General features: G+C 64.8%; 20 protein-coding genes. 13 read left to right on the top strand and 7 right to left on the bottom strand.

Translation table 11 applies throughout. The features are described 5' to 3' along the window. Positions 1 to 2 precede the first annotated feature (2 nt). The gene (locus G6N68_RS01140) at positions 3 to 1,223 is read left to right on the top strand and encodes an O-succinylhomoserine sulfhydrylase (protein WP_163706829.1); all 1,221 of its coding nucleotides are present in this window, start codon (positions 3 to 5) and stop codon (positions 1,221 to 1,223) included. Positions 1,224 to 1,233: 10 nt separating this feature from the next. On the opposite strand, the gene G6N68_RS01145 is transcribed toward G6N68_RS01140, so the two are convergent. Continuing rightward, complete coding sequence (locus tag G6N68_RS01145; protein ID WP_163706831.1) at positions 1,234 to 2,664, bottom strand: NAD(P)/FAD-dependent oxidoreductase; 1,431 nt, start codon at positions 2,662 to 2,664, stop codon at positions 1,234 to 1,236. Positions 2,665 to 2,789: 125 nt separating this feature from the next. Between G6N68_RS01145 and lpqS the strand changes: the two genes are divergently transcribed. Both lpqS and G6N68_RS01155 read left to right on the top strand, forming a co-directional pair. Further along, the gene (lpqS, locus tag G6N68_RS01150) at positions 2,790 to 3,164 is read left to right on the top strand and encodes a putative copper homeostasis (lipo)protein LpqS (protein ID WP_163706833.1); all 375 of its coding nucleotides are present in this window, start codon (positions 2,790 to 2,792) and stop codon (positions 3,162 to 3,164) included. Between the two features lie 96 nt (positions 3,165 to 3,260). Next, on the top strand, positions 3,261 to 4,325 hold the full coding sequence (locus G6N68_RS01155) for a PPE family protein (RefSeq protein WP_163706835.1): 1,065 nt from the start codon (positions 3,261 to 3,263) through the stop codon (positions 4,323 to 4,325). A 337-nt stretch (positions 4,326 to 4,662) separates the two neighbouring features. On the opposite strand, the gene G6N68_RS01160 is transcribed toward G6N68_RS01155, so the two are convergent. After that, complete coding sequence (locus G6N68_RS01160) at positions 4,663 to 5,196, bottom strand: hypothetical protein (protein ID WP_163706837.1); 534 nt, start codon at positions 5,194 to 5,196, stop codon at positions 4,663 to 4,665. A 252-nt stretch (positions 5,197 to 5,448) separates the two neighbouring features. Then, positions 5,449 to 5,949, bottom strand: coding sequence for a hypothetical protein (locus G6N68_RS01165; RefSeq protein ID WP_163706839.1), 501 nt, complete (start codon positions 5,947 to 5,949; stop codon positions 5,449 to 5,451). Positions 5,950 to 6,309: 360 nt separating this feature from the next. Here G6N68_RS01165 and G6N68_RS01170 point away from each other — a divergent pair, with 360 nt between their 5' ends. Continuing rightward, positions 6,310 to 7,743, top strand: coding sequence for an RNA/DNA-binding domain-containing protein (locus G6N68_RS01170; RefSeq protein ID WP_205351206.1), 1,434 nt, complete (start codon positions 6,310 to 6,312; stop codon positions 7,741 to 7,743). A gap of 453 nt (positions 7,744 to 8,196) precedes the next feature. Here G6N68_RS01170 and G6N68_RS01175 read toward each other — a convergent pair whose 3' ends face one another. The 3 genes from G6N68_RS01175 to G6N68_RS01185 are packed head-to-tail and all read right to left on the bottom strand — an operon-like array spanning position 8,197 to position 11,226. Continuing rightward, positions 8,197 to 8,802, bottom strand: a complete 606-nt coding sequence (locus tag G6N68_RS01175) for a hypothetical protein (RefSeq protein WP_163706843.1) — start codon at positions 8,800 to 8,802, stop codon at positions 8,197 to 8,199. 3 nt (positions 8,803 to 8,805) lie between these two features. Continuing rightward, positions 8,806 to 10,029, bottom strand: a complete 1,224-nt coding sequence (locus tag G6N68_RS01180) for a serine hydrolase domain-containing protein (RefSeq protein WP_163706844.1) — start codon at positions 10,027 to 10,029, stop codon at positions 8,806 to 8,808. 9 nt (positions 10,030 to 10,038) lie between these two features. Next, complete coding sequence (locus G6N68_RS01185; RefSeq protein ID WP_163706846.1) at positions 10,039 to 11,226, bottom strand: acyl-CoA dehydrogenase; 1,188 nt, start codon at positions 11,224 to 11,226, stop codon at positions 10,039 to 10,041. Positions 11,227 to 11,261: 35 nt separating this feature from the next. Here G6N68_RS01185 and G6N68_RS01190 point away from each other — a divergent pair, with 35 nt between their 5' ends. The 6 genes from G6N68_RS01190 (at position 11,262) to G6N68_RS01215 (ending at position 16,755) form a co-directional block, all read left to right on the top strand. Then, positions 11,262 to 11,633 carry a DUF3054 domain-containing protein gene (locus G6N68_RS01190; RefSeq protein WP_163706848.1) on the top strand — a complete coding sequence of 124 codons (372 nt, stop codon included), beginning with the start codon at positions 11,262 to 11,264 and terminating at the stop codon, positions 11,631 to 11,633. A gap of 46 nt (positions 11,634 to 11,679) precedes the next feature. Then, on the top strand, positions 11,680 to 12,531 hold the full coding sequence (locus G6N68_RS01195) for an SAM-dependent methyltransferase (protein ID WP_163717988.1): 852 nt from the start codon (positions 11,680 to 11,682) through the stop codon (positions 12,529 to 12,531). Between the two features lie 189 nt (positions 12,532 to 12,720). Further along, positions 12,721 to 13,239 carry a GNAT family N-acetyltransferase gene (locus G6N68_RS01200; protein WP_163706850.1) on the top strand — a complete coding sequence of 173 codons (519 nt, stop codon included), beginning with the start codon at positions 12,721 to 12,723 and terminating at the stop codon, positions 13,237 to 13,239. Next, positions 13,236 to 14,324 (top strand): LLM class flavin-dependent oxidoreductase, encoded by a 1,089-nt coding sequence (locus G6N68_RS01205; protein ID WP_163706852.1) that lies wholly within the window; start codon positions 13,236 to 13,238, stop codon positions 14,322 to 14,324. Before G6N68_RS01200 ends, G6N68_RS01205 begins: the two co-directional genes overlap by 4 nt. Further along, entirely contained in the window at positions 14,321 to 15,442 is a 1,122-nt protein-coding gene (locus tag G6N68_RS01210) for an LLM class flavin-dependent oxidoreductase (protein ID WP_163706855.1), read from the top strand. Before G6N68_RS01205 ends, G6N68_RS01210 begins: the two co-directional genes overlap by 4 nt. Continuing rightward, positions 15,439 to 16,755 carry an NtaA/DmoA family FMN-dependent monooxygenase gene (locus G6N68_RS01215; RefSeq protein WP_163706857.1) on the top strand — a complete coding sequence of 439 codons (1,317 nt, stop codon included), beginning with the start codon at positions 15,439 to 15,441 and terminating at the stop codon, positions 16,753 to 16,755. Before G6N68_RS01210 ends, G6N68_RS01215 begins: the two co-directional genes overlap by 4 nt. Positions 16,756 to 16,773: 18 nt before the next feature. Here G6N68_RS01215 and G6N68_RS01220 read toward each other — a convergent pair whose 3' ends face one another. After that, entirely contained in the window at positions 16,774 to 17,514 is a 741-nt protein-coding gene (locus tag G6N68_RS01220) for an MBL fold metallo-hydrolase (RefSeq protein WP_163706859.1), read from the bottom strand. Positions 17,515 to 17,727: 213 nt separating this feature from the next. On the opposite strand from G6N68_RS01220, the gene fgd reads away from it, so the two are divergent. The 3 genes from fgd to G6N68_RS01235 are packed head-to-tail and all read left to right on the top strand — an operon-like array spanning position 17,728 to position 21,965. Beyond that, positions 17,728 to 18,738 carry a glucose-6-phosphate dehydrogenase (coenzyme-F420) gene (fgd, locus tag G6N68_RS01225; RefSeq protein WP_163706861.1) on the top strand — a complete coding sequence of 337 codons (1,011 nt, stop codon included), beginning with the start codon at positions 17,728 to 17,730 and terminating at the stop codon, positions 18,736 to 18,738. Positions 18,739 to 18,751: 13 nt separating this feature from the next. Beyond that, positions 18,752 to 20,827, top strand: coding sequence for a phosphate acetyltransferase (gene pta / locus G6N68_RS01230; protein WP_163717990.1), 2,076 nt, complete (start codon positions 18,752 to 18,754; stop codon positions 20,825 to 20,827). Next, entirely contained in the window at positions 20,820 to 21,965 is a 1,146-nt protein-coding gene (locus G6N68_RS01235) for an acetate kinase (protein ID WP_163706863.1), read from the top strand. The genes pta and G6N68_RS01235 overlap by 8 nt, the downstream gene beginning before the upstream one ends. Positions 21,966 to 22,087 lie beyond the last annotated feature (122 nt).

Consider the following 22,087-nt stretch of genomic DNA (forward strand, 5'->3'; position numbering starts at 1 on the left):
CCGTGACGGACGAACGTTCGGTCCGCACCCCGAAGGCACTGCCCGACGGCGTCAGCCAAGCCACCATCGGCGTGCGCGGCGGGTTGCTGCGCTCCGGGTTCGACGAGACCGCCGAGTCGATGTTCTTGACGTCCGGGTATGTCTACCCGTCGGCGGGGGTCGCCGAGCAGTCGTTTACCGGCGAGGTCGACCATTTCGTCTACTCGCGGTACGGCAACCCGACCGTCAGCATGTTCGAGGAACGGTTGCGGCTGATCGAGGGGGCGCCGGCGGCGTTCGGCACCGCTAGCGGCATGGCCGCCGTGTTCGTCTCATTGGGTGCGTTGTTGGGTGCTGGCGACCGGTTGGTCGCGGCGCGCAGCCTGTTCGGCTCCTGCTTCGTGGTGTGCAACGAGATCCTGCCGCGCTGGGGCGTCGAGACCGTTTTCGTCGACGGCGACGACCTCTCCCAGTGGGAAGAGGCCCTGTCGGTGCCCACCCAGGCGGTGTTCTTCGAGACGCCGTCCAACCCGATGCAGTCCCTGGTGGACATCGCCGCGGTGACCGAGCTGGCGCATGCGGCGGGCGCAAAAGTGGTGTTGGACAACGTCTTCGCGACGCCGCTGCTGCAGCAGGGCATTCCACTCGGGGTCGACGTGGTGGTGTATTCGGGCACCAAACACATCGACGGCCAGGGCCGGGTGTTGGGCGGCGCGATCCTCGGCGACAAGGAGTACATCGACGGGCCGGTGCAGAAGCTGATGCGGCACACCGGCCCGGCGCTGAGCGCGTTCAATGCCTGGGTGTTGCTGAAAGGCCTTGAGACACTGGCGGTTCGAGTCCAGTATGCCAATGCCTCGGCGCAACGCATCGCCGAGTTTCTGGAGGGACATCCTGCGGTGCGCTGGGTGCGTTACCCATTCCTGCCGTCGCACCCGCAGTACGACCTTGCCAAGCGCCAAATGAGCGGCGGCGGAACGGTTGTCACCTTCGAGCTGGACGCCGCGGAGGGTGCCGCCAAGCAGCGGGCGTTCGAAGTGCTGGACAAGCTGCGGCTGGTGGACATCTCCAACAACCTGGGTGACGCGAAATCGCTTGTCACACATCCGGCTACCACGACTCACCGCGCCATGGGGCCGGAGGGCCGCGCCGCCATCGGACTGGGTGACGGCGTGGTCCGCATCTCCGTTGGCCTGGAAGGCACCGACGATCTGATCGCCGATATCGACCAGGCGCTGAGTTAGCCGCTAGCCGTTAGCCGGCTTTCTGCTCGGCCCGTTCGGCTCGTTCGGCGGCGGCCAAGGCGCCCTGGCTTTCGGCGGGTCCGATCCCTTGGCTTTCTTCCATCCACTTGGTCACGACTCGGGCGTAGATCATCTGGCTGGTGATCGCCATCTGCCCCCGGGTGCGGCCCAGGAAGGAAATCACCCAGGAGAACAACGCGGCGATCCGGTTGCGGTGACCGACCAGGTACGCCAGGTGCAGCACCAGCCATGCCAACCAGGCGATGAAGCCGCCGAACTCCAACTTGCCGATCTGCGCCACGGCGCTGTACCGGGAGATGGTGGCCATGCTGCCCTTGTTGAAGTACTTGAACGGCTCGCGGTTGGCGGGGTCGTCCTTGCCTTTGACGGCGTGCTTGATCACCTTGGTCGCGTACGCCGCACCCTGGATCGCGCCCTGCGCCATCCCCGGCACGCCGGGCACCGACGCGAGGTCGCCGATGACGAAGACGTTCGGGTGGCCCTTGACGGTGAGGTCGGGTTCGACGATCACCCGTCCGGCCCGGTCCGTTTCGGTGCCGTCGGACTGTTCGGCGACCAGCTTGCCCAGCTCGCTGGCCTGGACGCCCGCCGCCCACACCTTGACCGCGCATTCGATGCGGCGTTCCCCGGACTCCTTCTCCTTGATGGTGATGCCCTTGTAGTCCACGGCCGTCACCATCGCGTTGAGCTGGACTTCTACGTCCATCTTCTCCAGCCGCCGTTGCGCTTTGCCACCCAACTTCTCGCCCATCGGCGGCAGCACCAACGGGGCGGCGTCGACCAAAACCACCCGGCACTCGCTGGGCGTGATGGTTCGGAAGGCCCCGGCGAGGGTGCGTTCGGCGAGTTCGACGATCTGCCCGGCCACCTCGACGCCGGTCGGCCCGGCGCCCACCACCACGAAGGTCAGGCGGCGTTCACGCTCGGCGGGGTCGGTGGTCACCTCGGCGGCCTCGAACGAGCCGAGGATTCGGCCGCGCAGTTCCAGCGCGTCGTCGATGGTCTTCATGCCGGGGGCGAACGTGGCGAAGTGATCGTTTCCGAAGTAGGACTGCTGGGAGCCGGACGCCACGATCAGGCTGTCGTATGGTGTCACGGTCTCCATGTCCAACAACTTCGACGTGACCGTCTGGTCTTTCAGGTTGATGTCCTTGACCTCGCCCAGCAAGACGCGCACGTTCTTCTGTCGACGCAGGATCAGGCGGGTGGTCGGGGCGATATCGCCTTCGGACAAAATGCCCGTGGCCACCTGGTAGAGGAGCGGTTGAAACAGGTGGGTGGTCGTCTTGGAGATCAGGGTGATGTCGACGTCAGCGCGCTTGAGCTTCCGAGCCGCGTTCAGGCCGCCGAACCCGCTACCGATGATGACGACGCGGTGGCGCTTTTCGGCGGGCGCGAGTTCGGTCGATGGGGGCGTCATGGTCCTCCTTCAAAGTGGTCGCTGCTGCGCTTGTACCACCCTATGACTCAAATTAGTCCGGGCACTATAGCAATGCGCCTGGTTGTTCGTTTACAGAATACGGGTAGGGGGTATAGTATGGCCGCGTGTTACCAGCCCCACCCCGCACCGCCGTCGCCGCGATAGTCGCGACATGGCTGGTGTTGGGAATGGCCGGGTTGCATTGTGGAATACCGCAATTGGCCTTCGGCTTGGGCGATCAATCCAAGGCGGTGGTGCTGACCGTCGACCATGATCAGGCCGGTGACGGCGCATCGGCATGCCCGGCGAAATTCGCGACCGCGATTTCGCCGCGCGCGACGATCGCGTTGGCCGCACTTGGGTTGGTGGCGGTGGTCGGTGTCATCGTGGCGTGGGCTGCCTTCGTTGTGCGGCCGGGTGGGCGGAGTCCGCCCGCTGAGTCGGTTCTTTCTGTTTCCGGACGAGATCTCCTCACCAGGTTCTGTCTAGCCCGTCAGTGATCGCTGCCGTGGCGGCTTCGGCTGCCTGACGCGATCACTTTTTTTACGGCACAGACATGAAGTCTTTACGGGTAAAACCGTTGGAGGTCAAAGGAAATGGACTTTGGCGCATTACCGCCCGAGGTCAACTCTGCAAAGATGTATTCCGGCCCCGGTGCGGGGTCGATGCTCGCCGCCGCGGCGTTCTGGGAAGGAATCGCCGAGGAGCTGTACGCCGCGGCCCGATCGTGTGAAGCGGTCGTTTCGGTCCTGACCAGCGAAAGCTGGCAGAGCCCGGCGGCGGTGGCGATGACGGCCGCCGTGGCCCCGTATGTGGCCTGGCTGAGTCTCACGGCGGGACAGGCGCAAGAGGCGGCTGCCCAGGCCGCTGCGGCTGCGGCGGCGTTCGAAACGGCGTTCGCGGCGACGGTGCCGCCGCCGGTTATTGCCGCGAACCGGGCGACATTGCTGGCCCTGTTGGCAACAAACGTGTTGGGTGTCAACGCTCCGGCGATCGCGGCCGTGGAGGCTCAGTACGGCGAGATGTGGGCACAGGACGCCGCCGCGATGTACGGCTATGCCGCTAACGCGGCGGAAGCGGCGACATTGACGGCATTCACGGTGCCCGACGCGGTGGCAGACCCGGCTGGTCTCGCCGAACAGGCACTGGCTGTCACCCAGGTCGTGCCTTCTGCGTTGCAGCAGCTGGCCTCGCCGGTCAGCGCATGTGCCTCGACCATGAGTTCGTCGCTGTCGTCACTGTCGTCGATGAGTTCGGTGGCCAAGTCGTTGGGTACGGCCGCTGCCGCTGCCGAGACTGGTGTGGCCGGCGGCGTGGCCGGGGGAGTGGCGGGCGGCGAAATCGCCGGGATTGCCTTGCCGGCAGGACTTTTCGCTGGCTTGGGTAGCGCCCCGCCGCCGGTGACGGCTTCGTTGGGCAAGGCGACGTCGCTGGGACCGCTGTCTGTTCCGCACACGTGGACTTCGAGTGCTGTTGCGTCTCGGGCCGCCGCCGAGGCCGCGCCGTCCGGTGTGGCGCCGCTTCTTGCCGGTGAGGGAAACCTGTTGAGCGGCTTGCCGGTCACGGGTATGCCGCCGCGTGGCGAAGGCGTCGTCAGCACGTCTACACAACGGGCGGGGGTGCGTCCCACGGTGATGCCGCGACCGGAGTTGATCGGCTAGGTGGCGGGCAGGCGCAGAACAAGGCCGCGCCAACGCATTTCGATCCGATTGCCGGACTCCGGAGCTCGCTTGACTGCGCTCGACGTGCCGTGTGGGTTCGGCTACCCCACGAAGAGCCATCGTCCTGGTGTCCATCGAAGGCTCGTAACAGGCCGAGCGGGACAACCTTCGGCGCTCGTCACGGCTTCGTCCTTGGCCGTGGGGGACGACGGCCACGAAGCGTGTGTTTACGATTTCAGGCGGCACCCGGCCCGCGAATGCTCGGTTCAAGGGCGTGAAGCCCAGATCCGAGCCTGCCTGGTTCGCGGGCTGGTGTGCCGCGCCACCGAAACCGCCTCTACGCCGTGCCGAGCATCCTTGCAACGATCTCACGTGTCGGCAACGCCCCGCTGAGCAGCTCTGATGCCACGAATTGCATTACAGGCCAACAGCGTTCAAGCTCCCCGAACCACGCCTGATCGTGTGGGCCGGGAATGACCGGTTGCGGTTCTTCGCCACTCAGGGCCGCTATCAGGTGGTCGCTTGGAAAGAAGTCGAGGTCGGGTGCGTAGTCCCGTAGGTCGGACTCGTTCGACCACAGCGCATCTTCGACCTCTTGAATGAACGACCGGCCTTTGGCATTGACACTGTCGATGGACAGGGCGGCGGGCCATTGCACCCGCGCTTCTGCCCACGGCCCTGCGTACGTCACGAAGTGGTGATGCTCGCCCACATCATGGATCAAGATACCGCCGTCACGGGTGAGCGTCGGCTCCAGAGTCACACCGCTGAACGTGCCACCACGAAGCACCACAGCGACGGCATGTCCAGCTTCGTGGTGTGCCGTCAGGTTTCGTTCATAGTCGTCTGACCGGCTACGCTCAGCATTCATCGCGCCGCGATGCTACCCGCCGACACACGCCGTCACACACAAACTCACAGCGCGTTGTGAAGTTCTCATCGTCGCGTTGATGCTGATGTTCTCCGCTTTCGTCGTGATCTACACCGGCACGACGGCCGGCCTCATCGCGGTCGGCCAGATGATCGGGCTCATCATCGAGGCCTTCCTGCCGTGATGGCTGCGACGAGGTCGCCGGGCCGATCACCCCCGGACACACTGTGGGATGGTTCGCTCGTCGTCGGGCTACTTCGGATGGTCGGCGGGGGAGGGGCGTTGAATCAGCCATGGCCATTGAGACCGCCATGCTTGCGGTGAGTCATCATCATCGTTGGGTATGCCTAGCTCTTCTCGAATCGCATTGTGCAACTCGCTTAGGGCAGTGCCCCACTCTTGTGCGGATTTCGGCAGTTCATCGGCGATGTCTGCGACGTGCATCTGGCTCACTATCATCCGGTACGTGACGCCAGCGATCTGTGCCCTGTGGGCAAAGGCGAGCACCCTCGGTGATCCGTAGATTTGGGCTGCTTCCATGGCCGTCTGTAGGTCGGCGTCGCGACTAGCCACCTCGGGGTCATCCGATCCCACCTCGCGTCGGGCGACCTTCCCGAGGTACTTCATCGTCAGCATGAGGACGCCGAAGGCCGCCCGATAGAGGTCGACGTACGTGCTGCGACGGAATTCGAATGTCCTCGCCGCGTCTTCGCGGGCCCATCGAGCTTGCTCCCGCTGAGTTTCCGGGCCCAATTGGCGGCCTCCCGTTGGTCGGCACGGCGCTGGGTGAGCCAGACGCCGCCCAGACCAGCGACCGCCGTGCCAAGGAGGCCGAGCCCGGCGACAGCCAGGGGAGCCAAAGAGGTGTGGTGTTCATTCAAAGGATAATCGCGCGCCACCGTGACAATCGGCTGCACTCGTGGAGCGCGTGTTCATCTCGAACCCTACGGTAGCCACCTGGGCCCAGCCCGGCCTGGACGACATCGAATCGTGCCGCCATCGCCGCCGATGGCTACGAACGCGACGACCAGCCTTTTGTGCTGCGCGCTGGCCCTGGGTCAGCGCGGCGCTGGCGCAGGGGGTGCGTCGGCGGCACATGGCACAGTGAGGGGCGTGGCATTCGAAGTGGCTGACGTTAACGAATCCGCCAGAAGCGTGGTCCTCGATATCGAGGAATCCCACATCGCCGATCTCAAGGCCATCGAGGTCGCACCAAACAAGCTGACCAAGTCGCTTTCGGCCTTCGCGAACGCTGAGGGTGGCGAGCTATACATCGGCATCGATGAAGACAAATCCACTGGCGTTCGGACGTGGCGCGGATTCGCCAACATCGAGGAAGCCAACGGTCATGTGCAGGCTCTTGAGGCCACCTTCCCTCTCGGGCAATTCGTCGATTACCAGTTCCTCCGGGCAAGTGCAGCGCCGGGAGACGGCGTCGTCCTTAAGGTATCGGTGCTGAAGACACCTGCTGTTCGTGTCGCATCGGACGGAAAGGCGTATGTGCGGCGTGGCGCACAAAACCTTCCGGTCGTTGATTCAGAAGCCCTCAGGCGTCTCGAATACCTCAAAGGGGTAAGCAGTTTCGAGACTCACCCTGTCGACGTCCCGGTAGACCTTGTCAGTGATTCATTCACCATCACCGAATTCCTCATGGAGGTCGTTCCGACGGTCGATGCGGTTGACCCTTGGCTACGTAAGCAGTTGCTCGTCCGCGACGAAAAGCCAACCGTCGCTGCGCTGCTGCTATTTTCCGATGAACCCCAAGTCGCCCTGCCGAAGCAGTCAGCGATCAAGGTTTACCGTTACGCCACATCCGATGCAGTAGGGTCCCGTTCAAACCTTCAGGGCCAGCCCTTGACCATCGAGGGGCCGATCTACGACGTAATTCGCGAAGGGGTATCGACGGCTGTCGACATTGTTCAAGGTATCCGCATACTGGGACCAACTAAGCTAGAGGATATTTCGTACCCCGAGGTCACACTGCACGAGATCATCACGAACGCAGTGCTGCACCGCGATTACAGCATCGCCGATGACATTCACGTCCGCATCTTCGATAACCGTATAGAGGTTGAAAGCCCAGGTGGTCTTCCAGCCCACATCACTGCCGAAAATATTCTGGAAGAACGTTTTTCGCGAAACGGCACCATAGTGAGATGGATCAATAAGTTCCCCGATCCACCGAATAAGGATGTCGGAGAGGGGTTGACTGCAGCTTTTGATGCCATGCGCGATCTGAAGTTGAAGTCGCCTGAGATCGAGGACAAAGGCACATCGGTGCTCGTGCGCATCGTGCATGAACGCCTCGCCTCTCCAGCAGAAATGATCACCGAATACCTGCAGAGCCACAATGAGATTACGAACACTATCGTGCGACAACTGACGGGAATCGGCTCGGAAAATCAGGTAAAGACGATCTTCAAGAACATGATCACTTCCGGAGCACTTGAGCGGATCCCCGGCCGCTCCCAGCGATACGCTGCCTACAGGCTGCCCACAGAAGCCGACGATCAACCCCAGCTGGAGCTACCAGAGGGAGCGAATTAGATGTGGCGAATTCGTCGATGCTGGTCACCCCCGAGGGCATCGCCGCAACCGGCGACGCCACATAGCGTATCCGCATACGCTAACGGGCATCGTAAGTCGCGCCCATGACGCGCTCGCGGTACCACAGCTCGGTGCACCACGACGCCCCGCCGTTGTCATGAAATCAGGCGGCGATCTCCGGGGCGTCCAATGCGAATTCCCCATCTGACGGAGCTGACAGCGCGCAATGAGGCATCGATGACCACGCCGCCCAGCGCTGGCGCATTGCCCCCGACTACGGTTTTCCGTTGGCTCGGCGCGGCGCCAATTTCGGCGCGCCGTGATGGGCTCGGCCGAACGCAAACGAAACCGGGAAGCTCGCGAAAAGGCGAAAGCCATCCGAGCCGCTAGGGCCAGGGGCGAATACGGCTTCGATGCTCCCAAAGCCGACCCCGGTGACGATCCGCCACCGTTCTAGGTGGGCCATCCGCTGGCATTGGTACGGAAGTGCGCATTCGGGCCATTGCAGAAGTCCGAATTTGTTCCGGACAACAACACGAAGTAGCCCTCCGCGCCGCGGCGGGTGTCGCTGAAGGGCGGGTAGTTCCAGCCGCTGTTGCACGGCGTCGTCGGGCTACCCGCTACGGCCCTGCGCCAGCTGCCCTTCACGCACGCTTTGAGGGCTTCGACGTCGGACACGGTGCTCTTGGCGATGACCAACATGCCACCGCCCCATTGGCCATCCGACCGGCGGTAGGCGCGCGCCCCGAATCCCGCGTTGTTCTGCTGGCATCCCAGAGCGCGGTGCAACGGCTGGAAGACACTGGCGACGTCGCGATTCGACACACCGGCCGCGGCAGCGATGAATTGGGCCGCGTCCGAACCGTTCACCTCTTGAATGTCGGGGTTGGTGAAGCTGTACAGCTGCTGGCCGATCTGAGCGGCCGGGCCGCCGCCACCGATTACGGGTCCGGCACCGGTGGACGTCATCGGTGGCAAGGCGGGATCAGCGCCTGCCGGCGCGGCTAGAGCTATCGCGCCAGAAAACAAGGCCGCGACAACGCGTGCGGTGGTTCTCATGGTCTACCTCCCCGGTGGCATAGGTGGGGCATCATCTGGTGCTACCACGGCGCCGATCTTGCGGAACAGCTTTTCGGCCTGATTGCTGTAGTTTCCCTCAGCATCAAAGGCTTCGGGAGCGTAAGTGACCGCAACGGCGATCGCCACTCGTTGTGACGGCAGATACGCCGCCACGGCGGAAGTCCCGGCGAACATGGGATTTTGCATCAGCCAGTGGCCGGTGATGACGATCCCCAGGCCGTACGTGTAGCCGTCGCTCTGCTCGAAACAAGTAGGGCAGCCCGGCTGAGCGCGGGTCTTGCCGCGCAATTCGGTCGACACCATCTTCTTGTAGGAATCCGGCGACAGCAGTTTGCCCGAGCCGATGCCCGCTGCGGTGGTCGTCATGTCGTAGATGTTCGTGGTCTGGATGGCGCCATGGGTGATAGTCCAGGACGGGTTCCAGTACGTCGAGTCTTCATAAAACGGAACACCGGCAGGGATTTTCAAAAACGCACGGCGTTCTGAGGTGAATGCGTGCAGGGCTGGCTCGGGGATGGAGGCTGTGTCGGAGTTGAAGGTGGCCGTCAATCCCAGCGGCGCCAGGACCTTTCGCTGCAGCATCGTCGCCATGTCCTGACCGGTCGCCTTTTCCAATGCCAGCCCCAGCAGGACGTAGTTGGTGTGCGCGTAGTTCCAGTTGGTGCCGGGTTCGTAAAGCAGTGGCCGCGAAGAGATTTGACCGAGGACTTCTTGAGTTGTCCACTGCCGGAACGGATTGGCGTAAAGCTCGTTGGCAAACGCGTCATTGCCGAGGACGTAGTCGGGGTACCCGGACGTCATCTGCGCGAGTTGCTCGAGGGTGACGCGGTCGGCGTGCGGGAAGTCGGGCAGCCATTTGGACAACTTGTCGTCGAGCTTCACCTTCTTCTCGTCGACCAACTTCAGCAACAGCGTCGCCACATAGGAAATAGCCACCGCGCCGTTACGAAAGTGCATCGTGGGCGTGGCGGGTACGCCGGTCATTGAGTCGCCGACGGCCTGAGTGACGACCTCTTGGCGGTTCATGGTGACGCGGACGATCGCGGCCTTCAGATGCGCCTGTGCCATGAACTCACGGACCACATCCATCACCGCGTCGGCTTTGGCCGCCGCCTCATTGGGCAGCTCGGGCACCAGGCGCGGCGGGCTGCAGGCGACCACCAGGAGACATAGGACCAGACAGCCGATGCGCCGCACGAAGGACATGCGTGTGTTCTACCGGAATGCAGGCAAGCCGGTGAAGGCCTGGCCCAGCACCAGCTGGTGCATTTCGGGCGTGCCCTCATAGGTGAGCACCGACTCCAGGTTGACCATGTGCCTGATCACTGGATATTCCAGCGATATCCCGTTGCCGCCCAATATTGTTCGCGCCGTACGACAGATCTCGATGGCCTCCCGGGTGTTGTTGAGCTTGCCGAAGCTGACTTGGTCCGGCCGCAATCCGACGCTGTCCTTGAGGCGGCCCAGATGTAGTGCCAGCAGCTGACCCTTGTGCAGTTCGACCGCCATGTCGACGAGCTTTGCCTGGGTCAGCTGGAATCCGGCGATCGGGCGGTCGAATTGGGTGCGCTGCTTGGCGTAATCCAGTGCGGCCTGCCAGGCCGACCGCGCCGCGCCAATCGAACCCCACACGATTCCGTAACGCGCCTCCGAGAGGCACGCCAACGGTCCCTTCAGGCCAATTGCTTTCGGCAGCATGGCTTCATCGGGCAGCCGAACGTCGTCGAGCACCAACTCGCTGGTGATCGATGCCCGCAGGGACAGCTTGTGATGGATGGTGTTGGCGGTGAAGCCCGGGGTGTCGGTGGGCACGATGAAGCCGCGCACCCCCTCGTCGGTGGCTGCCCACACGATCGCGAGGTCGGCGATCGAGCCGTTGGTGATCCACATCTTGCGCCCGTTGAGCACCCAGTCCGAACCATCGCGTCGGGCCCTCGTCTTCATCGCGGCCGGGTCAGATCCGACGTCGGGTTCGGTCAGCCCGAAACAGCCGATGAGGTCACCGGCGGCCATGCCGGGCAGCCACCGCTGCTTCTGCTCTTCGGAGCCGTTGTTCCAGATCGCGAACATCGCCAGCGAGCCCTGCACCGACACCAGCGACCGGATGCCGGAGTCGGCGGCTTCGAGTTCCTGGCAGGCCAGCCCGTAGTGGACTGCGGATGCACCGCCACACCCGTAGCCGTGCAGGTGCATTCCCAACAGGCCCAGTTCGCCGAACTGCTTGGCCAGTTCCCGCGCGACCGGCAGGTCACCGTCTTCGAACCAGCCGGCCACGTACGGGGTGACGTGCTCGGCGCAGAACTTTCGGACGGTGTCGCGAACCGCGATCTCGTCGTCAGATAGCGACGCGTCGATCCCGAGCGGGTCGTCGGGGTCGAAGACGGGCGGTGTATCGGTGCTCATGACCCAATCCTGCCCCGCCCCGGTAGTCTCGCTGCATGCAACCGCGGCGCAGCCTCAAATGGCTTGGTGTCGACATTGTCGCTGTGCTGGTGTTTTGTGCTCTCGGTCGACGCAGCCACGATGAAGGCGTCAACATCAGCGGGGTCGCAGCTACGGCGTGGCCATTCCTGACCGGGACTCTCGTCGGGTGGCTGGTGTCTCGCGGCTGGCGGCGCCCCACGGCGGTGGCACCCACCGGGGTCATTGTCTGGGTGAGCACCGTGGTGGTCGGCATGCTGTTACGCAAGGCGAGTTCGGCCAGCGTGGCGGCGGCTTTCATCATCGTCGCATCCACGGTCACCGCGGTGCTGCTGCTCGGGTGGCGAGCGGCGGTCGGGTTGGCGGGACGGCGTCGCTCGGCTGACTGACGTGCGCAGAGAGGGCGACACCTGGGATCCCGCCACTGGCGTGGGGATGACCGCCACGTTCGGTGCCGCTGTGCGGGCCGTCGCCACCAGCAGGGGCCTGATGCACGATCCCTACGCCGACCCCATGGTTCGCGCTGCGGGGGTGGAGTACTTCACGCAGGTGATCGACGGCAAGACGCCGGGCTTCGACGAGAGCCCCGACACCAAGAAGCTGATGGAAATCCTCGTCCTCCACGCGCAGTTCCTGGACAACTATCTCGCCGACGCCGGGCGCGCGGGCATTCGACAAGTGGTGCTGCTGGGGTCGGGTCTCGACACACGCCCTTACCGGCTGTGGTGGCCCGCCGGGACGACGGTGTACGAGATCGACCAGCCGGACGTCATCGATTTCAAGAATGCGGTGCTGCGCGAACTGGGCGCCAGGCTGACCGCTCACCGTCGCGCGATCGGGGTCGACCTGCGCCAGGCTTGGCTTGCGGCGCTGCGGCGGGTGGGTTTCGATCCCACGCAACCGACGGTGTGGATCGCGGAGAACCTGTTCGTTGGGTACTTGCCGCCCGATGCGCAGAACCGGTTGCTGCAGTCGGTGACGGCCCTGAGTGCCACCGGCAGCCGGCTCGCCGCCGACCACATGCCGACGTGGTCACCCGTGCAGCTGGAGGCGGGGCGGACATTTGTCGACGGCTGGCGCCGCGTCGGCCTGAACGTCGACTTGGCCGCCCTGACCTACCAGGGCGAATACCGCGACGTACCCGAATATCTGGCCGACCACGGGTGGCAGATGGTCGACCGGGACATCACCGAGCTGCGGGCAGCCCTGGGAATTTCGACGCGCAAATCGGTTCCGCCGCGCGACCTGGCGGTGTCTCCCCGGTACGTCACCGCCGTCCGGTCGTAGTCCGCAGCGCCGATTAGGTGTCGAACAATCTGAATGAATAGAAGTAGAACTGCCCGCGGCGACGCGCTTGATATGGGATTTTCTGCAGGATAGTCGTGAAGCTCGCGGTCGTCGCCGCAGGACACGGCTCCCGGAATCTAGACTTCGGGCTGGAATGCAGACGGATTCGCGGCGTTAGACAGTTACGTGGTGTCTTCTTTCAGTCGTCAGTCTGGCCAAGCCGCGGCAGCGGACCAGGTCAACTTCGTGCCCGTCGCCCTGGACGATCCGCTCGCCCAGCCGCTGTTGGCCGAACTGGCCGCCGAGTACGCGCAGCGATACGAGATGGAGGAGGACGCGATAGCCGCCTGGCTGCGCGATGGTCCGCCCGGTGAGTTCGAGGCCCCGGACGGCGGCATGCTGATCGGGGTTCTGGACGGGCATCCCGTCACCGGCGGTGCCTTCTGCCGGTATGACGCCGACACCGCCGAACTGAAAAGGGTGTGGACACACCGCGAGCACCGCCGTCGCGGTTACGCCAGGGCGCTGCTGGCCGCGCTGGAAGCCGAGATCGCGGCACGTGGCTATCGGAAGGTTTACCTAGTCACCGGCAATCGGCAGCCCGAGGCAGAGGAGCTGTACCGGGCAGAAGGGTATACCCCGCTTGCCGAGCCGCTGCCCACCATCGGTCCGGTGTTTCCCATCGCTTTCGTGAAAGACCTTGCATGACGCAGTTGCATTTGGCCGTCGCGCTCGATGGTTACGGCTGGCACCCACAAGCGTGGCGGTCCACCCTGAAGTCCGACCCGAACACCCCGTGGGTGCTGAGCGGCCACTACTGGGCGGACCTGGCGACCACCGCCGAGCGCGGGCTGCTCGACTTCCTCACCATCGACGGCACCCTGATGCCACAAATCGGACGGGGTGAGCGCATCCGGCCTGAGCGGCTGGCCGGGCGCGGCGACGCCGTATTGGTCGCGGCCCGCATCGCACCGACGACCAAACACATCGGGCTGATCCCGGTCGCCACGGTGACGCACACCGAGCCGTTCCACATCTCCAAAGCCATTGCCACCCTTGACTATGTCTCCCATGGACGAGCCGGGTGGCAGGCGCGAGTCAGTTCCACCGCACACGAGGCGGCCTTGTTCGGGCGCAGGTCGATCAACGTGGCGGAATTGTTCGACGAGGCCGCCGACTACGTCGAGGTAGTGCGCCGACTGTGGGACAGCTGGGAAGACGACGCGGTGATCCGAGACGCGGCCACCGGGCGTTACATCGACCGGAGCAAGCTGCACTACATCGACTTCACCGGGAAGTACTTTTCCGTCAAGGGTCCATCGATCACGCCGCGTCCTCCGCAGGGCCAACCGGTGGTGGCCGCGCTGGCGCACGCGGGACCGATCTATGAATTCGCCGCGACCAGCGCCGACCTCGTCTTCATCACGCCGACCGACGAGTCGCCGCTCGGCGCCATTCTCGATGAGTTGCCGCCGGGGCATCGGTTGAAAGTCTTTGCCGACGTGGTGGTTTCCTTCCACGGTGACACCGATTTCCGGTCCGACGCGCTGGTCTGGGGAGGTGCTGCGGCCGAACTGGTGGACATTCTGCTGGATTGGCAGCGCCAGGGTATCGACGGCGTGCGGTTACGGCCGGCCGTCAACGCCGTGGATCTACCGGTGATCGTCGACGAAGTGGTGCCGCTCTTGCAGAAAGCCAACCAATTCCGCAAGGCCTACCGGGCGGGTGAGACGCTGCGCGAGCGTCTCGGACTTCCGGTGGCGCCCAACCGTTATGCGGCGGCGACTCGATGACATCCGTCCCGCTGTCGATCCTGGACCTCTCGCCGATCAGCGCCGGCAGCGACGCCGCGACCGCGCTGCGCAACACGATCGAACTGGCTCAGTACGCGGAGCGGTGGGGGTATCGCCGGTTCTGGATCGCCGAACACCATTTCGTGGGAGTCGCCAGTTCGTCGCCGGCCGTGCTTATCGGACAAATCGCGGCGGCCACCAACACCATTCGGGTGGGTTCGGCGGCCGTGCAGCTTGGGCACCACACGACCGCGTCGGTGGTGGAAAGCTTCGGAATGCTCGACGCCTTCTATCCCGGCCGCATCGATCTTGGCCTGGGCCGGTCTGGGCAACGCCGCCAGAAGCAGCAGGACAAGCCGAAACCCCGGGAGCCGAAGCCACCGCGGGTGTGGCGCGAGGTGGACGGCGTGGTGATCCCGACGCCATTCGATCTGCGAAAGATACTGGGGCTCCGTCAAGTACAGGCAGTTCAGTCGGTTCTGCAACAGCCCGAGGCCGTCGCACCCGACTTCACCGACCAGGTGGGCGAAATCATCGCCATGCTCACCGGCAACTTCCAAGTGGACGGGGTCGACTTGCACGCCGTGCCCGGTGAGGGCGCCGGCCTGACACCCTGGATCTTCGGCAGCACCAAGGGGCCCAGCGCGCGACTGGCCGGTGAGTTGGGTCTGCCGTTCGTCGGCAGTTATCACATCACACCGGCCACCGCGATCGAGGCGATCGAGGCCTACCGGGATGCCTTCGTCCCGTCGGAGAAGCTGCAACGCCCCTACGTGGTGGTGTCGGCCGACATCGTGGTGGCCGAGGACACCGAGACCGCCCGGAAGCTGGCGTCCAGCTACGGCCATTGGGTCTATTCCATCCGAGCCGGCGGCGGGGCCGTACCCTACCCGAACCCCGACGACTGCGAGCCGTTGACCGACGAGCAATTCGAGGTCGTAAAGGACCGAACTGCAACGCAATTCGTCGGGTGTCCAGACGAAGTCGCGGAGCGGTTGCACGCGTTGCAACGTGTGACCGACGCCGACGAACTGGTCATCACCTCGGTGACCTACCGGCACTCCGACCGGCTGCGGTCGCACGAGCTCATCGCCAAGCGTTGGGGGTTAACCTCATGAAGCGCAAGCCAATCCATCTAGCGGCTCATTTCCCGGGGGTCAACAACACCACGGTATGGACCGACCCCCGCTCGGGCAGCCAGATCGAGTTCGACTCGTTCGTGCACCTGGCCCGCACCGCCGAACGCGGCTTGTTCGACTTCTTCTTCCTGGCCGAAGGGCTGCGACTGCGGGAGCACCGCGGTCAGATCTATGACCTGGATGTGGTGGGCCGCCCGGATACCTTTACCGTGCTCGCGGCGTTGGCCGCGGTGACCGAGCGGATCGGCCTGACCGGCACCATCAACACCACCTTCAACGAGCCGTTCGAAGTGGCAAGGCAATTCGCGACCCTAGATCATCTGTCCGGCGGCCGTGCAGGCTGGAATATCGTCACCTCGTCAGATGCCTTCACCGGAGCCAACTTTCGCCGCGGCGGCTTTCTCAGCCATGCCGACCGGTATGTGCGCGCCGAGGAGTTCCTCACTGCGGCACGCAAGTTCTGGGACAGCTGGGAGCCCGACGCGGTGGTGGCCGACGTCGACGCCGGAGCCTATGTCGATCCGGAGCGGATCCACAGCGTCGAATACCGGAGCAGCCAATTCGACGTGCGCGGCTACGCGACCCTGCCGGCCGGGCCGCAAGGCCACCCGGTGTTGTTGCAGGCCGGGGACTCCGACGAAGGAAGGTCATTCGGCGCGCGCAACGCGGACGCATTGTTCACGTTGCACGGCTCCCTCGAAGACGGCCAGCGCTATTACGCCGATGTGAAGGGCCGGGCGCGTGCGTCGGGGCGAGACCCAAATGAGCTCAAGGTTTTTCCGGCGGCAACCTTTGTGCTGGGTGACTCCGCCGACGAGGCGCGGGATAAGGCGCGGCACATCCGCCAGCAGCAGGTCAGCCCCGCTACCGCGATAGCGATGGTCGAACAAGTTTGGGGCCGTGAGCTTTCGGACTACGACCCGGACGGCCCACTGCCCGACTTCGACCCGATCGTCGAGAGCACCATCACGCAGGGGCGAGTCCGGCATGGGGACCCGATTGCGGTGGCCCGCAAGTGGCGACAGCGTGCCGAGGCGCAGAACCTGTCCATTCGTGAGCTCATCATCGCCATCACCAGTCGTGAACAGTTCGTCGGGACGGCCACGCACATCGCCGACGAGATCGACCGCTACATCCAGGCCGACGCCTGCGACGGGTTCATTCTGGTGCCGCACCTGACACCGCATGGCCTGGATGAGTTCGTCGACAAGGTGGTGCCGTTACTGCAGGAGCGGGGGGCGTACCGCACCGAGTACACGGGGCAGACGTTGAAGGAGCACCTGGCGGATTAGCCCGGGCGCCCGCAAGCCCTACGACGTGGCCAGCTTCAGGGCTGCGTCGGTGGCTTCGCGGATCGGCCCGCGCCACAGGGCACCGTGGCCGGGCGCCAGAACCTCGGTTTCCACCTCGGCCAGTGCTGACAGGCTACGGATGCAATCGTCCTGGCTGTAGCTGAAGATTTCCGGCAGCAACTGCGGCCCGCTGTGCCGTAGCAGCGGATGGCCGGTGATCAGCGCGTCGCCACTGACCAACACACCGTCGACCAGATACGAGCAGTGCCCGTTGGTGTGCCCGGGGCTGAAGACGGCCCGCGGATGGCCCGGCAACCCCGCCGCGACCTCGTCGGTCAACGGCAGTGCGGAGGGGATGCCGTCTCGAACCAGGCCGCCATTGCGCACCACATGGACGCTCCACTTCGCCCACCGCGGGCGCCACAGGCGCAGCGCGAGATCAATGATCTTCACCTGTTCCAGGTAATCCCGCTTGACGTGACCGACTTCCCTGGAGTGGCAGTACACCGGCGTGCGGTGCTCACGGGCGAACCAGATTGCCGTGCCCAGGTGGTCGATGTGAGCGTGGGTCAGCAGGATGGCTCGCACGTCGGCCGGGCCGTAGCCGAGCGTGCGCAGCGTGGCCAGCACATCGTCGCGGTCGCCCGGATATCCGGCGTCGATCAACATGACGCCCTTGTCGTCGGTGACCAGAGTCCAGTTGACGGCTTCGCCGTGGGCGAGATGGACGCGGTCGGTCACCTGTACGAGCTCTGGCATGCCCGCGAGTCTAGGAGGCTCGGTTTGTTAGGAGCGATCGCAAGCGCGGCGAAGCCGGGCGCGGCGGGTCGCGACCAATTGGACGGGGAGCGATCGCAAGCGCGGCGAAGCCGGGCGGCGCGGGTCGCGACCAATTGGACGGGGAGCGATCGCAAGCGCGGCAAAGCCGGGCGCGGCGGGTCGCGACCAGAAGCAGGGGAGTAGAAAAGACTAGTGGCTGAACTGAAGCTCGGATACAAAGCATCCGCCGAACAATTCGCACCTCGCGAGCTCGTCGAACTGGCTGTCGCAGCCGAAGAACACGGCATGGACAGCGCCACGGTCAGCGACCACTTCCAGCCGTGGCGGCACAAGGGCGGGCACGCCCCGTTCTCGCTGGCGTGGATGACCGCAGTCGGCGAACGCACCAAGCGCCTACAGCTGGGCACCTCGGTGCTCACGCCGACTTTCCGCTACAACCCCGCGGTTATCGCGCAGGCCTTCGCAACGATGGGCTGTCTGTACCCGGGCCGCATCTTCCTCGGCGTGGGAACCGGTGAAGCGCTCAACGAGATCGCGACCGGCTACGAGGGTGACTGGCCGGAGTTCAAGGAGCGGTTCGCCCGGTTGCGCGAATCCGTGCGGCTGATGCGCGAGTTGTGGCGCGGCGACCGCGTCGACTTCGACGGCGAGTACTACCACACCAAAGGGGCCTCGATTTACGACGTGCCCGAGGGCGGCGTCCCCGTCTACATCGCCGCCGGCGGCCCCGCGGTGGCCAAGTACGCCGGCCGCGCCGGCGACGGGTTCATCTGCACCTCCGGCAAGGGCGAGGAGCTCTATACCGAAAAGCTGATACCGGCGGTCAAAGAAGGGGCTGCAATCAACGACCGCAACATCGACGACATCGACAGGATGATCGAGATCAAGATCTCCTACGACACCGATCCGGAACTGGCGCTGGAGAACACCAGGTTCTGGGCGCCGCTGTCGCTGTCGGCCGAACAGAAGCACAGCATCGACGATCCGATCGAAATGGAGAAGGCCGCGGACGCGCTGCCGATCGAACAGATCGCCAAGCGTTGGATCGTGGCATCGGATCCCGACGAGGCGGTGGAAAAGGTTGGCCAGTACGTGACGTGGGGCCTCAACCACCTGGTATTCCACGCGCCGGGTCACGACCAGCGCCGGTTCCTCGAGCTCTTCCAGAGGGACCTGGAACCCAGGCTGCGCCGACTTGGCTGACAACGGGCCTGCGTTGAAGGCCATCTACGTCGCGGCGCCCGAACCGGAGACCGGTAAGTCGACGGTCGCGTTGGGGCTGCTGCATCGGTTGCAGTCGATGGTCGCCAAAGTTGGTGTGTTCAGGCCGATTACGCGGGCCCACAGCAACGGGGAGGACCGCGACTACATCCTCGAGTTGCTGCTGGAGCAGACCAGCGCCGGCCTGTCCTACGAGCAGTGCTTCGGCGTCACTTATCGACAATTGCATGAGAGCAAGGACGATGCGATCGCCACCATCGTCGACAGGTATCACGACGTCGCGGAGCGGTGCGATGCGGTGGTGATCGTTGGGAGCGACTACACCGATGTGGCGAGCCCCGCCGAGCTCTCGTTCAATGCGCGCATAGCCGTCAACCTCAGCGCGGCGGTGCTGCTGACGGTACGCGCCAAGGGGCGCACCCCCGCCGAGGTCGCCGGCGTCGTAGAGCTCTGTCTGGCCGAGCTTTCCGCTCAGCGCGCCCACACCGCCGCGGTGGTGGCCAACCGGTGCGAGCCCGGCGAGATCGACGCCGTCCGCGAGGCACTTCGGGGCGTCGCCCCACGCAGCTATGTGCTGCCCGAAGATCCGCTGCTGGGTGCTCCCACGGTTGCCGAGCTGGTGCCGGCCGTCGGCGGGACCCTGATCCGCGGCGACGAACAGCTGACCCACCGAGAGGTCATGGGCGTGATGGTCGCCGGGATGACGGCCGACCACGTGTTGGAACGGCTGCGCGAGGGAATTGCCGTCATCACCCCGGGTGATCGTTCCGACGTGGTGTTGGCGGTGTCGAGTGCCCATGCGGCCGAGGGGTTTCCGTCACTGTCGTGCCTCGTGCTCAACGGCGGGCTGGAGTTGCACCCCTCGATCGCCGCGCTGGTGGCGGGGCTGCACCTGAAACTGCCGATCATCACCACCCCGCTGGGAACTTTCGACACGGCCAGTGCGGCCGCATCAGCGCGGGGCCGGGTTACCGCATCGTCGCATCGCAAGATCGACACCGCGCTCGAATTGATGGACCGTCACGTCGACCTCGACGACCTGCTGGCGCAGCTCACCATCCCTATCCCCACCGTCACCACGCCGCAGATGTTCACCCACCTGCTGCAGGAACGGGCGCGGTCGAACCGCAAACGCATTGTTCTGCCCGAAGGCGAAGACGACCGCATCCTCAAATCCGCTGGACGGCTGCTGCAACGCGGTGTCGCGGACTTGACCATCCTGGGCGACGAGACTCAAGTCCGTTCCCGTGCAGCCGAACTCGGCGTGAAGCTGGACGACGCCGAGGTGATCAATCCGCGCACCAGCGACCTGCGCGACCAATTCGCCGACCAGTACGCCGAGTTGCGCAAGGCCAAGGGCGTCACGCTCGACCAGGCTCGCGACGTCATGAACGACGCCACCTATTTCGGCACCATGCTGGTGTACAACGACGTGGTCGACGGGATGGTGTCCGGGGCCACCCACACCACCGCGCACACCGTTCGCCCGGCATTGCAGATCATCAGAACCGTGCCGGATGTCTCCACCGTGTCCAGCATCTTCCTCATGTGTCTGCCGGACCGGGTGCTGGCTTTCGGCGACTGCGCGATCATCCCGAACCCCACGCCCGAACAACTCGCCGACATCGCCATCAGTTCGGCGCGCACCGCCGCGCAGTTCGGCATCGAGCCCCGGGTGGCCATGCTGTCGTACTCCACCGGTGACTCCGGCTCGGGCGCGGATGTCGACAAGGTAAGAACCGCAACGGAATTGGTGCGGACCCGGGATCCCGAGCTGCTGGTCGAGGGCCCGATACAGTACGACGCCGCGGTGGACCCGTCGGTGGCGGCCACCAAGCTGCGCGATTCACCGGTGGCCGGCCATGCCACGGTGTTGATTTTCCCGGACCTCAACACCGGCAACAACACCTACAAGGCGGTGCAGCGGTCGGCCGGCGCGGTGGCGATCGGGCCGGTGTTGCAGGGGTTGCGTAAACCGGTGAACGACCTGTCTAGAGGGGCGCTGGTCGAAGACATCGTCAACACCGTTGCCATCACGGCGATTCAGGCGCAGGGTGTCCCCCATGAGTAGCCGCACGGTGTTGGTGATCAATTCCGGTTCGTCGTCGCTGAAGTTCCAACTCATCGATCCCGACGCCGGCAAGTCCCGAGCCAGCGGCAACGTCGAGAACATCGGGGAACCGTCTTCGTCGGTGCCCGACCACGACGCGGCGCTGCGCCGCGCGTTCGACATGCTGGCCGAGGACGGGATCGACCTGGGCCATTGCGGCCTGGTGGCGGTAGGCCACCGAGTTGTGCACGGCGGCAATGACTTCTACCGACCCACGCTGCTCGACGATGCGGTGGTGAGCAAGCTCGAGCAACTTTCGCCACTGGCGCCGTTGCACAACCCGCCCGCGCTGGCAGGCATCGAGGAGGCGCGTAAGTTGCTGCCCGATGTCGCCCACATCGCGGTGTTCGACACCGCCTTCTTCCATCACTTGCCCGCCGCCGCGGCGACATACGCGATCGATCGGGAGTTGGCCGAGCGGTGGCACATCCGCCGGTACGGGTTTCATGGCACCTCGCACTGCTATGTCAGCGAGCAGGCGGCCGCTTTACTAGACCGGCCGTGGGACGGCGTGAATCAGATTGTGCTGCATCTGGGTAACGGCGCATCGGCCTCCGCGATCCGCGGCGGACAGCCGGTCGATACATCGATGGGCCTCACGCCGCTGGAGGGCCTGGTCATGGGTACCCGCAGCGGCGACATCGACGCCGGTGTCTACAGCTATCTGTGGCGCACCACGAAGATGGAGGTCGACGAGATCGAGGCGATGCTCAACACCCGGTCCGGGATGCTGGGCCTGGCCGGCGAACGAGACTTCCGCAAGCTACGGGCGATGATCGAATCGGGCGATGACGTAGCGCGATTGGCGTATGACGTGTTCATCCACCGGTTGCGCAAGTACATCGGCGCGTACCTGGCGGTACTGGGCCACACCGACGTGGTGACCTTCACCGGCGGGATCGGTGAAAACGACGCGGCGGTGCGACGGGACGCCCTGGCCGGCCTGGGAGAACTCGGGATCGAAGTTGACGACGGGCGGAATTGCGCCCAGGCGGGTGCCGCACGTCGGATCTCGGCGGACGGCTCCCGGGTCGAGGTGTTGGTGATCCCGACGAATGAAGAACTGGCCATCGCCCGCGATTGCGTGAGCATCTTATAGGGGGGCGCGGCCCGCCCCGGCCTCATTGCCCCGCTGGGCATGAACGCGTTGCTATCGCGTGCGTTCCGCCTTTGGCCGGGATTGCGGGCTGCTGTGCAATGTCTGGGTTTACGTCTCCGCTA

This window comes from Mycobacterium bourgelatii (genome assembly GCF_010723575.1).
In the GTDB taxonomy this organism is placed as follows: Bacteria; Actinomycetota; Actinomycetes; order Mycobacteriales; family Mycobacteriaceae; genus Mycobacterium; species Mycobacterium bourgelatii.